This window comes from Burkholderia territorii, assembly GCF_001718335.1.
GTDB classification, from domain to species: domain Bacteria; phylum Pseudomonadota; class Gammaproteobacteria; order Burkholderiales; family Burkholderiaceae; genus Burkholderia; species Burkholderia territorii.
This window is the reverse complement of the sequence record NZ_CP013365.1, coordinates 974,064-989,552: the sequence shown is the minus strand read 5'-3', so window position 1 is coordinate 989,552 and position 15,489 is coordinate 974,064. Positions and strand designations below refer to the sequence as shown.

13 protein-coding genes are annotated in these 15,489 nt (G+C 66.7%); 9 read left to right on the top strand and 4 right to left on the bottom strand.

Annotated features, from left to right (window positions below; translation table 11 throughout):
* Positions 1–137 precede the first annotated feature (137 nt).
* The 5 genes from WS51_RS04445 to WS51_RS04425 are packed head-to-tail and all read left to right on the top strand — an operon-like array spanning position 138 to position 6,091.
* A complete protein-coding gene (locus WS51_RS04445; RefSeq protein WP_047903457.1) occupies positions 138–389 on the top strand; it encodes an acyl carrier protein in 252 nt (83 codons plus the stop codon).
* Positions 386–1,585, top strand: coding sequence for an acyl-CoA dehydrogenase family protein (locus WS51_RS04440; RefSeq protein ID WP_059507304.1), 1,200 nt, complete (start codon positions 386–388; stop codon positions 1,583–1,585). Before WS51_RS04445 ends, WS51_RS04440 begins: the two co-directional genes overlap by 4 nt.
* The gene (locus tag WS51_RS04435) at positions 1,582–2,568 is read left to right on the top strand and encodes an amino acid--[acyl-carrier-protein] ligase (RefSeq protein WP_069228661.1); all 987 of its coding nucleotides are present in this window, start codon (positions 1,582–1,584) and stop codon (positions 2,566–2,568) included. Before WS51_RS04440 ends, WS51_RS04435 begins: the two co-directional genes overlap by 4 nt.
* Complete coding sequence (locus tag WS51_RS04430; RefSeq protein ID WP_059541413.1) at positions 2,565–3,620, top strand: DUF1839 family protein; 1,056 nt, start codon at positions 2,565–2,567, stop codon at positions 3,618–3,620. The genes WS51_RS04435 and WS51_RS04430 overlap by 4 nt, the downstream gene beginning before the upstream one ends.
* A gap of 29 nt (positions 3,621–3,649) precedes the next feature.
* Complete coding sequence (locus WS51_RS04425; protein WP_208606675.1) at positions 3,650–6,091, top strand: glycoside hydrolase family 2 protein; 2,442 nt, start codon at positions 3,650–3,652, stop codon at positions 6,089–6,091.
* Positions 6,092–6,139: 48 nt separating this feature from the next.
* Here the strand turns inward: WS51_RS04425 and WS51_RS04420 are convergent, their stop codons facing one another.
* Both WS51_RS04420 and WS51_RS31925 read right to left on the bottom strand, forming a co-directional pair.
* Positions 6,140–7,531, bottom strand: a complete 1,392-nt coding sequence (locus tag WS51_RS04420; protein ID WP_059450514.1) for a sigma-54 dependent transcriptional regulator — start codon at positions 7,529–7,531, stop codon at positions 6,140–6,142.
* 495 nt (positions 7,532–8,026) lie between these two features.
* Positions 8,027–8,509: a hypothetical protein gene (locus WS51_RS31925; RefSeq protein ID WP_155623603.1), complete on the bottom strand. Its 483-nt coding sequence runs from the start codon at positions 8,507–8,509 to the stop codon at positions 8,027–8,029.
* A gap of 343 nt (positions 8,510–8,852) precedes the next feature.
* On the opposite strand from WS51_RS31925, the gene WS51_RS04415 reads away from it, so the two are divergent.
* Together WS51_RS04415 and WS51_RS04410 are read left to right on the top strand one after the other, a co-directional pair.
* The gene (locus WS51_RS04415; protein ID WP_059541410.1) at positions 8,853–9,437 is read left to right on the top strand and encodes a GNAT family protein; all 585 of its coding nucleotides are present in this window, start codon (positions 8,853–8,855) and stop codon (positions 9,435–9,437) included.
* The gene (locus tag WS51_RS04410; RefSeq protein ID WP_059450515.1) at positions 9,434–11,008 is read left to right on the top strand and encodes a mannose-1-phosphate guanylyltransferase/mannose-6-phosphate isomerase; all 1,575 of its coding nucleotides are present in this window, start codon (positions 9,434–9,436) and stop codon (positions 11,006–11,008) included. The genes WS51_RS04415 and WS51_RS04410 overlap by 4 nt, the downstream gene beginning before the upstream one ends.
* A gap of 101 nt (positions 11,009–11,109) precedes the next feature.
* Here WS51_RS04410 and WS51_RS04405 read toward each other — a convergent pair whose 3' ends face one another.
* A complete protein-coding gene (locus tag WS51_RS04405; protein ID WP_069228659.1) occupies positions 11,110–12,399 on the bottom strand; it encodes a right-handed parallel beta-helix repeat-containing protein in 1,290 nt (429 codons plus the stop codon).
* 433 nt (positions 12,400–12,832) lie between these two features.
* Here WS51_RS04405 and WS51_RS04400 point away from each other — a divergent pair, with 433 nt between their 5' ends.
* The gene (locus WS51_RS04400; protein WP_069228658.1) at positions 12,833–13,882 is read left to right on the top strand and encodes a glycosyltransferase family 2 protein; all 1,050 of its coding nucleotides are present in this window, start codon (positions 12,833–12,835) and stop codon (positions 13,880–13,882) included.
* On the opposite strand, the gene WS51_RS04395 is transcribed toward WS51_RS04400, so the two are convergent.
* A complete protein-coding gene (locus tag WS51_RS04395) occupies positions 13,861–14,103 on the bottom strand; it encodes a hypothetical protein (protein ID WP_060257285.1) in 243 nt (80 codons plus the stop codon). The genes WS51_RS04400 and WS51_RS04395 overlap by 22 nt on opposite strands.
* Before the next feature lie 235 nt (positions 14,104–14,338).
* Between WS51_RS04395 and WS51_RS04390 the strand changes: the two genes are divergently transcribed.
* On the top strand, positions 14,339–15,487 hold the full coding sequence (locus tag WS51_RS04390) for a glycosyltransferase (RefSeq protein WP_069228657.1): 1,149 nt from the start codon (positions 14,339–14,341) through the stop codon (positions 15,485–15,487).
* Positions 15,488–15,489: the final 2 nt, after the last annotated feature.

The following is a 15,489-nucleotide window of genomic DNA, read 5'->3' as shown; positions in this document are numbered from 1 at the left end:
TCGAGTCAGTCGATTGTAGGGTGGCGAACAGAACGCCGTGCTTGCGAATGGTCTACTGATGCCGGACTGCCGGGGGGATGTCAGCGCGCTGCGCGCGTCCGCCCATGCGGACGACACCACACACGCCGGAGCAGCACGTGAAAAACGAAATCAGAACCATCCTCAAGCACGTCGCCCATCTCGAAGCCGCGATCGATTCGATCGGTGACGGGGACGACCTCTACGAAGCGGGCCTCTCCTCGCTCGACACGATCCAGCTGATGCTCGCGATCGAGAAGCAGTTCAACATCGAAATTCCCGACGAGATGCTGAACCGCAATCTGTTCCGAAGCATCGACGCACTCGCGGACACGATCGCGACCCTGCAACGCTCCGAGCATTCCGCATGAGCGCGCTGCTTCCCGAACTCGCGGCCGACGCGGAAGTACGTCGGCTCGACGAGGCCGCGCACGCCGTCGCGCAAATCGCTGCCCAGCATGCGGATGCAGTCGATCGCGACGCGCGCTGCCCCGTCGAAGCGATCGAGGCGATGCGCGCGCGCCGCCTGCTGAGCGCAATGGTTCCGGCCCAGCTCGGCGGTCTCGGCGCGTCGTTGGCCGACGTCGCATCGGCATGTTCGATCCTCGGCCAGGCCTGCGCATCGTCGGCGATGGTGTTCGCGATGCACCAGATCCAGGTCGCCTGCATCGTCAATCACGCGGCCGACCAGGGCTGGCACAAGCTGTTCCTGCAGCAGCTCGTGCGCCACCAGTGGCTGCTCGCGTCGGCGACGTCGGAAGACGGCGTCGGCGGCAACCTGCGCGCGAGCCAGTGCGCGCTCGAGACCAACGGCGGCGGCGAATTTCGGTTGAACAAATCCGCGCCGACGATCTCGTACGGCGACTATGCAGACGGCATTCTCGCGACCGCGCGGCGCGACGCCGACGCGCCGGCATCCGAGCAAGTGCTCGTCACGCTGCTGCGCGACGGCTATACGCTCACGCGCCGCGGCGAATGGGACACCCTCGGCATGCGCGGGACGTGCAGCAACGGCTTCGTGCTCGACGCACAAGGGACGACCGAGCAATGCCTGCCCGTGCCGTTCGCGCAGATCGCCGAACAGACGATGGTGCCGGTGTCGCACATCCTGTGGGCGGCGGTGTGGATCGGCGTGGCCGGCGATGCGTTCCATCGCGCACATCAGTTCTTTCGTGCGCAGGCACGGCAGACCGACGGCGCGCCGTCGCCCGCGTCGCGGCGCATCGCCGAATCGCTTGCGCTGATGCAGGCGATGCAGGCCCGCGTCGACAACGTGCTGCGCCTGTATGCCGGCGCGTCGCCGCGCTCCTGGTCGGCCGGCATGGCGTGGGCCGCCGAGATCAACACTTTGAAGACCTATGTGTCGTCCACCGCGCTCGAAGTCGCACAGCAGGCGATGATGATCTGCGGGATGGCCGGCTACAAGCACGGCACACCGTTCAGCATCGGCCGCCACCTGCGCGACCTGCACGCGGCGCCGCTGATGATCAGCAACGACCGCATTGCCGCCAATACCTCGAGCCTGCTGCTCGCATTGCGTCCCGCGACGCTGGAGAAACATTCGTGAACGACCGCCTGTCCGTGCCTTCCTCCGCCACCGCCGCCACCGCCGCCCCGTCCGACGCGCCGCTCGACCGCGCGGGCGTCAATCCGCTGCGCGACGAGCTGATCGATGCTGGACTGCTCGTGTCGACCGGCATCCAGGGCCTGTTCGGCCGCAGCGAACCGTTCGAGCGCGTCGTCGAAGCGCTCGATGCGTTCGTCACGCGCCTCGGTGCCGATCAGCATGCGGAAGTGTTGCGCTTCCCGCCGGCGATGAGCCGCACCGAGTTCGAGCGCAGCGAATACATGAAGAGCTTCCCGCAACTCGCGGGCAGTGTGCACGCGTTTTGCGGCGACGAACAGCGTCACCAGCGCGTGCTGCAGTGCCTCGACCGCGGCGAGGACTGGACCGAAAGCCAGAAGCCGACTTACGTCGTGATGACGCCGGCCGCCTGCTACCCGGTCTATCCGGTCGTCGCCCGCGCGGGAGCGCTGCCCGAAGACGGCCGCATCGTCGACGTGTTCTCGTATTGCTTCCGCCACGAGCCGTCGCTCGACCCGACCCGCATGCAGCTGTTCCGGATGCGCGAATACGTGCGGATCGGCACGCCCGAGCAGATCGTTGCGTTCCGCGCGACGTGGATGGAGCGCGGCACGCGGATGATCGAGGCGCTGCGCCTGCCGAACGCGATCGATCTCGCGAACGACCCCTTCTTCGGCCGCGGCGGCAAGATCGTCGCGAACAGCCAGCGCGAGCAGAACCTGAAGTTCGAGCTGCTGATCCCGATCGAGCACGACGGCCGCCAGACCGCGTGCCTGAGCTTCAACTACCACATGGATCACTTCGGATTGCTGTGGGACATCCGCACCGCGACGGGCGACGTCGCGCACACGGGATGCGTCGGCTTTGGTCTCGAGCGGCTGACGCTCGCGATGTTCCGTCATCACGGTTTCGACATCGACGCATGGCCGGCCGACGTTCGCGACGTGCTGTGGGGCACGCGATGAAATTCGTGTCCCGCGACGGCGAGGATGCGTCGTTCGAGGACGTGCGCCACCGCGCGCGCCACTACCGGCCGCACCCGCTGCATAGTCAGGAGATGGTCTGGAAGCAGACCAACTGCTACGTCGACATGTGGCTCGAGGTGCTCCGGTGGTGGGGCCTCAATCCGTACGCGGCGCTGCCGTTTACGATCGCGCTCGATTTCGAAGGCGACCAGTTCACGTTCTTCAAGTTTCCGCACGACGAACTGGAGCGGCTCTATGGAATCGTCGTGCAGGAACACTCGATCTACGAACCGCTCGATCAACACATCGAGACGCAGGTCGCGCGCGGTCACCTGATGATCGTCGAGGTCGACGCGTGGTTCCTGCCCGACACACGCGGCAGCAGCTACCGCACGCAGCACACGAAGACGACGATCGGCATCGACTCGATCGATCGCGCGCACCGCCAGATCGGCTACTTCCACAACAGCGGCTATTACGTGGCCGAGGATTTCGACTACAACGGCCTCGTTGGCGGCTGCTCGCCGATGCCGCTGCCGCCGTACGTCGAGTGCGCGAAGCGGCGCTTCGCGCCGCTCGACGAGCGCGCACTGTGCGAAACGTCGCTCGCGTTGCTGCAGCGCCATCTGCGCCGCCTGCCGGTCGTCAATCCGGTCGCCGCGTTCCGGCGCCAGTTGCAGATCGATGCGAGATCGCTCGCCGACTCGCCGCTCGAACGCTTTCATGCGTACTCGTTCAATTCGGTGCGGCAACTCGGCGCGAACTTCGAACTGTTCGGCCACTACGCGCGCTGGCTGCAGGCGAGCGGCTGCGTCGGGCCGTTCGTCGAGATTCGGGCCGCCTGCGACCGCATCGCGTCCGAGGCGATGGTGCTCGAATTCCGGCTGGCGCGGGCCTGTGCGCGCGGCAAGGAAGAGCGCGGCGACGCGACGCTCGAAGCGATCGAAGCGGCTTACGCCGACCTGATCGAGTGCGCGCGTCAGATCACCGCGCCGCTTCAGCACGCGGTGCCCGTCCGCATCGACGCGGCCCCCGTGCCGTCGATGCGGTGAGACGCGCGCCCGCCGCGCTCGCGTGGTCGATGCTCGCCACGGCCGCGGGCGCCGCGCGCGAGCCGTTCGATCTTCCCGCCGACGGCTGGATCGCCGCCCCCGTGCCCGGCACAGTCGCGCAAGCGCTCGCGCTGGCCGGGCGGCCCGACGATACGGCGTCGCTCGACGAGCGCGACCACTGGTATCGCGTCGAACTGCGTGGGCACGGGCCACGCGTCCTGCGCTTTCACGGCCTCGCGACACTCGCCGAGGCATGGCTCGACGAGACGCCGATCCTGCGCTCCGGCAGCATGTTCGTCGCGCACGACGTGCCCGTGTCGCTCGACGGCACGCACCGGCTGACGGTCTGCTTCCGCGCGCTCGCGCCGCACCTGCGCGATGTGCGCGCACCGCGCCGTGCACGCTGGCGCACGCGACTGGCCGAACCGGCAACGCTGCGCACCGTTCGCACGTCGCTGCTCGGGCACATGCCCGGCTGGTTTCCGCGCTGCGTGCCGACCGGACCGTGGCGGCCCGTCGACGTGCTCGATCCGGCCAACGACCCCGTTCTCGTTCATTGCGACCTGCATGCGCGTATCGACGGCGACACCGGCTGGCTCGACGCGGAACTCGCATTCGCCGGCGCGCTGCCCGATGCGTTCGCGGCCCGGCTGTCGTGCGGCGAGCACCACGCGACGCTCGAGCGCAGCGGCCCCGACCGGCTGCATGCGACGGTCGCGGTACCGAACGTGCGCCGCTGGTGGCCGCACACGCACGGCGAACCGGTGCTGTATGACGTCGCACTGCACATCGGCGCCGAGCGCCGGCCGCTCGCCGCAACGGGCTTTCGCACGATCGAGCTGGACGCGGGCGACGACGGAAAGGGCTTCGGGATACGCGTGAACGGCGTGCGCGTATTCGCGCGCGGCGCTTGCTGGAGCAGCGCCGCACCGCTCGCGCTGCACGCGGACGACGCAACCTATGGCCGGCTGCTCGGACTCGCGCGCGACGCCGGGTTCAACATGATTCGCGTCGGCGGCACGATGGCGTACGAGGCCGACGCATTCCACGCATGGTGCGACCGGCTCGGACTGCTGGTCTGGCAGGACTTCATGTTCGCGAACTTCGACTACGCGCTAGACGACCACGCGTTCGCGGACGCCGTCGATCTCGAAGTCGAACAATTCCTCACGCGCCACCGCGCATCGCCATCGCTCGCGGTGCTGTGCGGCGGCAGCGAGATCGCGCAGCAGGCCGCGATGTCGGGGCTCGGGCCGAAACAGCGTTTTCTCGAACTGACCGCCGAACGCCTCGCCGGCCATGCAGCGGCGCGACGGCCCGACACGCTTTACGTCCCCGACTCGCCCGATGGCGGCGTGCTGCCGTTCACGCCGCGCGAACGCGTGTCGCACTACTACGGCGTCGGCGCATACCTTCGCCCGCTCGACGACGCGCGACGCGCCGACGTGCGCTTCGCGAGCGAATGCCTCGCGTTCGCGAACGTGCCGTGCGATGCGATGCTCGCGAGCCTCGGCTGGCCGGGCGTTCACGAGCCGCGCTGGAAAGCGGCCGTGCCGCGCGATCCCGGCACGTCGTGGGATTTCGACGATATTCGCGACCACTATCTGCAGACGTTGTACGACGTGGCACCCGATCGCCTGCGGCGCGAGGATCCGTCGCGTTACTTCGAACTGTCGCGTGCGGTGATCGCCGACCTGATGCGCGACACGTTCTCCGAATGGCGCCGCACCGGCTCGCGCTGCGCAGGCGCACTCGTCTGGCAGTTCCAGGACGTGATGGCGGGCGCCGGATGGGGCGTGCTCGATGCGACGCATCGGCCCAAATCGGCGTGGTATGCGCTGCGCCAGGTACTTCAACCGGTGCAGATTCTGCTCGTCGACGAAGGGTTGAACGGGCTCGACGTGCACGTGATCAACGAGCGACCGGCGCCGCTGTCGGCAGCCGTCGAGCTGGTCGCGCTGCGCGACGGCCGCACGCCGGTCGCGCGGGCCGGCGGGCCGGTCCGGATCGCCGCGTACGACGCGGTGCGGCTCGACTCGGCCGAGTTGCTCGGCCGCTTCTTCGACTGGACCTACGCGTACCGTTTCGGCCCGTGCGAGCACGATACGGTCGTGGCGACGCTGCGCGCCGACGACGGTACGCTGTTGTCGCAGGCGTTCTACTTCCCGTCCCGCACGCACCCGGCCGTGTTCGCTCGCCGGGAACCCGGCATCGAGGCATGCGTGTCGCGCACCGGCGACACGTGGCATGTCGACATCGATACGCGCCACGTCGCACGTCACGTGCAGATCGACGCACCGGGCTTCATGCCACGCGACGACTGGTTCGATCTCGCGCCCGGCACGCCCGCGCGCGTCGCGCTCGTGCCGCTGGATAACGCCGGCGATCGTCCGGCCGCCGGCACGCCGCCGACCGTCGAGATCCGCGCGGTCAACGCGGCACGAACCGTGCGCGCCGCGCTGGCCGGCTGACGCGGCCGGGACCGCGCACATGGTCGCACGGCCGCGCCGCACACGCCGTCAGTCCGACGATCCCGTGCCGCGCGGCCGCTCGATTCCGTATGCTTCCATCCAGCGGTAAAGCGTTGCGCGCGACACCCCAAGCTCGCGCGCGGAAGCGGCGACACGTCCGCGCGTGCGCAGCAGCGCGGTTTCGATCGCTTCACGTTCGATCGACTTGCGGATATCGGCAACCGACGGCGACGCAGCGTCGAGGCAATATTCGAGCTCGAGATCCTGCGCGGTGATCAGGCGCCCCTCCGTCATCACGACCGCGCGGCGCACGCGGTTGATCAGTTCACGGACATTGCCCGGCCAGTCATGCTTGTAGAGCGCCGTGATCGCGTCCGTCGAGAAGCCGCGCACGCGATGGCGCGCGTCGCCGCGAAAACGTTCCAGCATGTGATGGGCGAGCAGCTCGATGTCCTTGCCGCGCGCGCGCAGCGGCGGCTGATCGATACGCATCACGCAAAGACGGTGAAACAGGTCCGCGCGGAAGCGCCCTTCTTCCATCGCTTCGCGCAGGTCGACGTGCGTCGCCGAGACGATCCGCACGTCGACCGGCACCGGATCGCTGCCGCCGAGGCGATGGATCGCGCGCTCCTGCAGGAAGCGCAGCAGGCTCGCCTGGCTCTCGTGCGGCAGGTCGCCGATTTCGTCAAGCAGCAGCGTGCCGCCGTTCGCGGCCTCGACATAGCCGATCTTGCGTGCGTTCGCGCCGGTAAACGCGCCGCGCTCGTAGCCGAACAGTTCCGATTGCAGCAGGTGGGGCGGGATCGCACCGCAGTTGACCGCGACGAACGGGCCGTTGCGCCGTTCCGAGTGACGATGGATCGCGACGGCCGTCAGCTCCTTGCCCGTTCCCGTTTCGCCGAACACGAACACGGGCGCATCGGTGCGCGCGAAGCGCCGCACCGTATCGAACAGCCTCAGCATCGCGCTGCAGGTGCCGACGATGCCGTGCTCCCGCGATTCGAGGGCTTCGCGATCGCGCGCGAACAGGCATTCCATTCCGTACGCGTGGCCGACCGTATCGGCAATTCGCTGGTGCGACGCGGGCAACGTGATGTAGTCGAAGCAATAGTCGCGCAACAGCGCGCGCACGTTCGGCGACGCCGTCTGACCGCTTTCGACGAGCGCGACCCATACGACATCGCGCATCGACGCGCAGGTCGACGCGATGCTGCCGATCGCGTCGGCGTGGCCGCCGCTCAGGTCGAGAATGCCGCAGGTTATTTCACCGGAGGTGTCGCGCAATTCGCTTGCATGCGCCACGACCGTCACTTTCCAGTCGCGCCGTGCAAGCTCCTTGCGCAGCATGACGGACGGTGACTGGGTCCAGTAAATCAGTGGACGCTGCCCGGTAGTCCTTCCCCCGCCGGCGCTCTTATCGCGCGTTATTGGCATATTCATAACGAACCGTCACTTTCTCCACTCCGCGAACCGTTCGCGTGCGCTGCGGGCGGCGGCGCATGGCCGCCTGTCCGCGCTGCGTTTCCGCAGCTTTTGCGAAGATCGAAACTGCACACGGCGAGAGCCCCCGGAGGTCGAGCCGGATGTCATCCGGCCTCGTTGTCATCGAACTCGAAGGGAACGCGCGGCCGCGGGAGCCACGGCGTTCCGGCTTTCATGCGACGCGCCGTCAGGCGAAGCACGTCGGCAAACGGGAATTCCGTCCGCATTTGCGTCGCGTCGTACACGACAGTCGCGCCCGATGCTGAACCGGATGGCCGCCAACCCGCTTTCGGAATGGTGACCTCATTTCATCCGCTCCTGAATGTACACCCCGTATCGAGATGGCCTTGTTACCAAACGATAAACATCGATTCAGTCGATTACGCTGCCGCTCCGCCTGCGCGGCGCGCGTTTAGCGAATCGGATTTGATTATCTACGACCATTCGCTTCTATCAGTGGCAAATCCCACTTTTCTGCAAGATCGGCGCCTCCCATTGCCCGCAATTCTCGTCGGAATCGCACAAAAAGTCCGGATAACATGTTTTCCACGTCTGTAATCGCGCGTGCCGAGCGCCATCGGCATCGCACATGCACGCGGGTAAAACCGGCGCGTTCGTTACAACATCGTTACGAAGCAGCCAGCCGGATCGGCCATCCGATGCCGCGATGCAACATGCCGCCCATGTCCGCTGCGTCGCTCCCGGCGTGCCGGCGCCGCCGGCACCGTGCTGGTGCAGGCTCGCATGCAGCTCGAAAAAGCCCGGGCAGCATGTAATGGCAAGTATGCGCGTGTTGGCCGGCGCGGCGAAGGGATGATCTCGGCTGGCGGAAGGAGGCACACGCGGCGCCGCAATCGGCGATGCGGTGCGATGGCGTGCAAGCGACCATCGATCGCGATGCGCGACGTGCCCTTCGTAACCGTTCGGAATCTTCAAGCTCGGCTCCGGTACTTCAATCGCGTTCAATGCGGAATGCCTCGCTGCACGTTTCGCCTCGGGCCGTCGTGATGAATCCACCGTCGCGACGAATCCATTATCGAAAGGCCGCCATACGGCCACAGTGTGCTACCGCACATTGCCCCGTTCGCCGGCACGCGGCCCGTTTCGTGCAGCCGGCATCGGTCGCGAGAAACGGCCGAAACGGGCGTAACGGGACCGTGAGTATGCTTTCGAACAGACCGCCGCGCGCCGCATCCGCATCATGGGCATCGTCGGGCTACATGGCACGAACGCGTTCGTGAGACCCGGCGTGCTGAAGGCTTCACTCGAGGACCGCATCATGGAATGGCATTGTTGTGAATTCGAACATCTGAGCGCGATCGATCTCTATGCAATCCTGCGCGCACGAAACGCGGTGCTGGTGGTCGAGGACGCGCACACGCATCTCGACATCGACGGCAAGGATGCGCACGCATTGCACGTGTACGCATGCATGCACCGGGGCGACACGTCGGAAGTCGTCGCCTACGCGCGCGTGCTCCCCGGCGACGACGCCGATCCGGACGTCGTGATCGACAAGGTACTGACGAGCGAGGCGTGTCGCGACGACCGCACCCTCGAGCAACTGATGCAGCGTGCGCTGACGGCCGCGCAAGCTGCATGGCCCGACGTGGCGGTACGCACGCACGTGCCCGCCCCGCGCCAGGACTTCTACAAGCGTTTCGGATTCCGCAAGGCTTATGGCCCGTATCTCGAACAGGGCGCGCCGTTCGTGGGTCTCGTCCGGCCGGCGGACCGCGCGGCCGGTGCGCTGCGTCAGCTCCTGTCCCGGACCATTTCCGCGCCGCGTTCGCGAAACGAGGACGCGCGCGTCGACGGCCGCGCACGCAACCTGCTGTCCGCCGATACCGGAGTCAATCGATGAGCGCCACCCTTCGCCCGGTTCCCGAACCGGAGTTGCCGTGCATCCTGCCCGTGATTCTCGCCGGCGGTTCGGGCACGCGCCTCTGGCCATTGTCGCGAGAGCAGTATCCGAAGCAGCTGATCGAGCTGACCTCGAACGAATCACCGCTGTCGTCGACCGCGCGCCGCCTGAACGGCATCGCGAACGCGGTACTGGGCGACACCCTGCTGCTGGTATGCGGTGAACAGCATCGCATCATGAGCGCCGCGCAGGTGCTCGGGCGCGCGGCGCCGCCCCGGATCTTGCTCGAACCGTCCGCGCGCAACACGGCACCTGCGCTGACGCTCGCGGCGCTCGACGCCAGTGCGCTCGCGGACGATCCCATCCTCGTGGTCATGCCGGCCGACCACGTGATCGGCGACGTTGCCGCATTCCAGGAAGCGATCGGGCGCGCGGCGCGCTACGCGCAGGAAGGCGCGATCGTCACGCTGGGCGTGCTGCCGCGCCGCGCGGAAACCGGCTACGGGTACATCCAGGTCGGCGAACCGCGTGCCGGTCGCCTCGGCGGACAAGGCGGCTATGCAATCGGGCGGTTCGTCGAGAAACCGAACGCCGCACTCGCGGAACGCTATCTGCATTCGGGCGACTATTGGTGGAACAGCGGGATTTTCATCACGCGCGCATCGATCTGGCTGAAGGCGATCGGCGCACTCGCGCCCGAGATCCATGCAGCCTGCGACGCGGCATGGCGCGCCGGAACCGCCGAGCATCCGTTCTTCCGCGTCGACGCGGCGGCCTTCGACACCTGTCCGTCCGACTCGATCGACTACGCGGTCATGGAGCGCCTCGCCGATAGCCCCGAGCTCGGCATCGAAGGTATCGTGGTGCCGCTTTCAGCGGGCTGGTCGGACGTCGGCACCTGGGACGCGATCTGGGAAATCATGCCGAAGGACGATCAGGGCAACGTTGCGCGCGGCCCGATCGTGTTCGAGGATACGCAGGATAGTCTCGTACGCTCGGAAGGCCGGCTGATCGCGTGCGTCGGGATGAAGGACGTGGTCGTGATCGAGACGCCCGATGCGGTGCTGGTCGCGAACAAGCACGACGTGCAGCGCGTGAAGGACATCGTCGCGCGCCTGAAGACCGAGCGGCGCCCGCAGGCAAGCGAACACCGCAAGGTGCAGCGGCCGTGGGGACACTACGATTCGATCGATCTCGGCGAGCGGTTCCAGGTGAAGCGGATCGTCGTCGAACCCGGCAAGCGGCTGTCGCTGCAGATGCACTATCACCGTGCCGAGCACTGGATCGTCGTGCGCGGCACCGCGAAGGTCACGCGCGGCGACGAAACCTTTCTGCTCAGCGAGAACGAATCGACCTACATCGCCGTCGGCGAGGTTCATCGTCTCGAGAATCCCGGCCGGATTCCGCTCGAGATCATCGAGGTGCAGTCGGGCGATTATCTTGGCGAAGACGATATCGTGCGGTTCGATGATCAGTATGGAAGGCCGGTCGTCGAGACCGCGCTGCGGCGACCGCCGCTCGCTTCGCGCGAACCGGCCGAGGAAGCCGCGGAACGCGACGCCATCCGATAGGCGCGAACGACGATGATGGGCGCCGCTGCGCGAACACGGGGCGGCGGTCCGTTCACCTTCGCCGCATGTCGCCGCGAACCGGCGGCGCACGCGACGCACGATCAGTCGATCCCGCCTTGCGACCAGCGCGCCCGTCTCACGGACTCGCGCACGCGCGGCAATAGCAACGGATCCGCGCCCACCGCATCACTCGCCGCGGACAACGACTGACCCGCGGCCGCACACGGCGCGGCCTTCGCCCGCGTGCTCGATGCCGTCGCCGGACGGCCGGTCGCGCAATCGTGCGCAACGTCGGTCCGCACCGGCATTCCACCGATCTCCGATAGTTGGTTGTCAGCAAGACGCACGCCCGACACGTTTCCTGCCAGACGTATCCCGTCGAATCGCGCGTGCGATACGCGGTTGCCGATCACGCTCACGCGCGACACGGAACCCGACCACGTGCTGATCTCGATTGCGGCCTGCCGGGTGATCGGACGAAGATCGGACCGTGCGGTCGCGGTCTGAATATCGGCGATCGAGTTGCCCTCGATGCGGATGTCGGACGAACCGGCGGTGCGGTTGCTGTCTTCCTGCGCGACGAGAATGCCCGAGCTCACCTGTACATTGCGCACGATGTTGTTCGAGATCGTCACGTTCGCACCGCCGACCACCGTGATGCCCCTGCCCCACGGATTGCCCTCCAGCGAATTGCCGGTAACCAGCACGTTGCGCGTCAGCACGCCTTCTGCCTGATAACTCACCACGGCGATCATGTCGTCGCCGGTGCCGCGCACGACGTTGCCCTGTACGAGCACGTTGTGCGAGCCGTGCGTCATGTGAATGCCGTCCGCCAGCGTCGACAGCACCTCGTTTCCCACGATCGCGACGTCCGCGCCGCCGAACACGAAGATGCCTGCGCCGGCGCCGCCGTCGATCACGTTGTCGAGCACCTGCACGCCGCGCCCCGTTACCTCCACCTTGGTCGACTCGGGCGTCGTGAGCCGCGTGGTGCCGGTTCCCGCGAGCCGGAAGCCGACCAACGTCGTATCGTCGCCGCGCAGCTCGATCGTCTGATCATCGGGGGTCGTTGCGATCAGCGTCGCGCCGTAGCCGGACAGCACCACATTCGGCTTGCGCACGACCAGCGAACGGCTGACCACATACCGCCCCGGCGCGAACATCAATCGCTGACCCGGCTGCAACGCATCCAGCGCACGTTGCAGCGTGTCGGCCTGATCCGCCGCGTCGGCGGCCGGACGAACGTACGCATCCGGTACGTTCGCGTGAAGCGCACCAGGTGCGGGCGTATCGGATGCCGCCACGGCATTGCCCGGCCACGACAGCCCGCCTGCCATGCACACGCCGGCAATTGCCGCGCATGCAAGGAACGGGCCTTGTGATTTGCGCATATCGAATGGACTCCCTCGAATGATTTCATGCGCGCCGCCTGCCTGGCGCACCGAAACACGGCATGCCGGCCGGGCTGCCCGCCCGTAATGCCAGCGAAGCGCGCGACGCGATACGTTCGATTAGATCATTCGAACCGGCCGGCTTTCGGTGCGTCAACAGACCAATGCATCCAGCCTGCGCGGCGCAATTTCACTTGCCGTCGATCGTTCATTGCGCTCTGCACGATGCAAATCGTCGAACGGTAGGCTCGCGAACCGAGTACCGACGGGCGACGCGTATCATGGCCATCATGCGATTCGACCGTGCTCGGGCATCGCCCAAAGGCGTCGGCGCGCCCGAGCCGGCATCGTGGTCCCGACCTCCAGTGCGCCGGACCGGGCGCCACGCGTGCGCACCCGGATCGTCCGCTCTTCGCTCGTCCAGAATCCGTTCATGACCGACCTGACCATCGCAATCTGCAACTACAACCACGGCGCGTACCTGCGCGGCGCGATCGATTCGGCGCTCGCACAAACCGGGGACCGCGTGCGCGTGCTGGTCGTAGACGACGGTTCCACCGACGATTCACGCGACATCATTCGCTCGTACGGCGAGCGCGTGACGGCGGTGTTTCAGGAAAATCGCGGTCAGGTCGCGGCATACAACCGCGCGCTCGAACACGTCACGACGCGCTACGTCATCCTGCTCGACGCGGACGACCTGCTCTATCCAGACGCCGCGACCCGCGTACTGGCCGCGTTCGCGTCCGGCGATTTCGTGAAGGTGCATTTCCGGCTCGACGTGATCGCGCGGGACGGTGCGAGGACCGGGGCAAGCGTGCCGCAATCGGCCGTCGACACCGATTGCGGCCGCCTGTTGCGCGCCGGTTGGCTATACCCGTCGCCGCCGGCATCGGGCAACGCGTATCGCGTCGATGCGCTCAAACGCATCTTTCCGGTACCCGTCACCCCGGACAACCTGCATGGCGCCGATTTCTATGCGATCTATGGAATCGCGTTGCTCGGCGCCGTGCACATGATCGACGCCGCGCTTGGCGGCTATCGCGTCCACCAGCAGTCGGATGCGCGCGCCGCCGACGACACGCCGGCCCTCGCCATCACCAATTCGGAAGACGCCGCAACGGGCGCGCTGAAGGCCGAACGCCGGTGGTCGACCCTGCGCATGATCGCAGGCACGCGGCTGCACGAAGCATTGCCGATCGCGCCGCTCGACTTCGCGATCGAAAAGGCCCGCTTCGCAAGCACGCTGTATCACGCGCCGCTCATGCGGCGCTGGCGCTGGTTCGTGTGCGAATCCGGGCGCTACTGGCACACCGTGCTGCGCAACCCGTTCTGGGGGCCGGCCAAGAAGATGGCCGTCGCCGGGCTGTCACTCGCATGCCTGCTGCCGTCAGCAACGCTCAGCAACCGCGCGATTCGCTACATCTCCAATCCTCTCGCACGCGTGCGCAAACCGTCCGGTCATCGCGCCGACGCCCGATAGCGGCGTCGGCGCCGCGCTTGCAGCGCCGAATCGCTCCTTCGGTAAGCCATCGCACCCAGCGCGCCGCGCATGCGCTGCACAATGATCCGGACCAGTGGATTCACGCGCACTGACCGGATTTCGCCGCGCTTTCGCCTCCGGTTTTCGTAGTCGAAGCCGGCATCCGATGTTCTGACGAAACGTGCCGACACACGAAGCGGCATGAATTCTTCATGTTGCATCGTGTGCGGCGCGCTCCGGAAATGCCTGTCCGATATCGCATCGGCTCGCGTTATCCGGCCGCCTCGCAAGCATCACACGTGCGACCACAACCGCAGGATCCAATGGCCGAGACCGATCTGCATTCATCAATCAGGAATGCATAGTTTAACGAACCCGACACCGAGATCGCACGATTTTCAGGGTGCTCATCGTCACGATGGGCAATGAATGTGCGATCGGATCGCTCGACCCAAGATGACCAAAGAAAAGATCGTTCATATTGCCGAGGCGTTTGGCGGCGGCGTGCTTTCGATGCTGACCCATCTCGCGAACCATGCCGCGGCAAACGGTGTCGACGTGACGGTGCTGCATTCGATCCGAGCGGAAACCCCGACCGATTATTCAACGCTGTTCCTGCCAGAGGTGAAGCTTGCATACGTCGACATGGCACGCGAGGTGAGCGTCAAACAGGATCTGCGGAGCTTGCGTGCGCTGGTCCGGCACCTGCGCGAATGCAAGCCCACCGTGATTCATCTGCACTCGTCGAAGGCCGGCGTGCTTGGGCGAATCGCCGCGCGAATCGCCGCTCCGGATGCGAGGGTCCTCTACTCGCCGCACGGACTCTCGTTCCTGCGCCGCGACGTATCGCGCATGAAGCAGTACGCCTATCTGAGCTTCGAACGCATCGCGGCGCATATCGGCGGCACCATCGTCGCGTGCTCCGGCAGCGAACTCGCCGAAATCAAGGGAAGGGTCCGGGCGAAGTCGGCGGTGCTGGTGGAAAACGGCGTGAATGCGGCGGAGATTCCGCCGCGTCGACCGCGCGACGATCGCAAGGTCGTCATCGGGATGAGCGGCCGTGCGTCGTTCCAAAAGAATCACGAAGCATTCGTGCACCTCGCCGACGCGCTGCGCGGCGCTGACGTCGAATTTCTCTGGATCGGCGGCGACGCCGCCGAGATTCCGGACCCCGGCCAGCGCCGCGCCGTCGTCTGCAGCGGCTGGGTCACACGCGCTCGCGCGCTCGCGCTGACGTCGGAGCTGGACATCTACGTTCAGACTTCCCGCTGGGAAGGCATGCCGGTCGCGTTGATCGAAGCGCAGGTCGCCGGCATACCGGCCGTGGTGACCGACGTCGTGGGCAATCGCGACGTGGTGATCCACGGGGTGACCGGCTACGTCGCGTCGAACGCCGACGAGATGGCCGCCTATCTGAGGCTGCTCCGCGACGATCGGCAGCTTCGCGAGGAAATGGGTGCGGCGGCCCGACAACGGGCAATTCAGCGATTCTCGATGAACGCGATCTTTCGTCAGTGGCACGCCCTTTACGGGCTCGACACCGACGCGCCGCGAACCGATGCGCGCGACTTCAAGCCAGTGGTTCCGGATCACGTCAAGGCCTGATT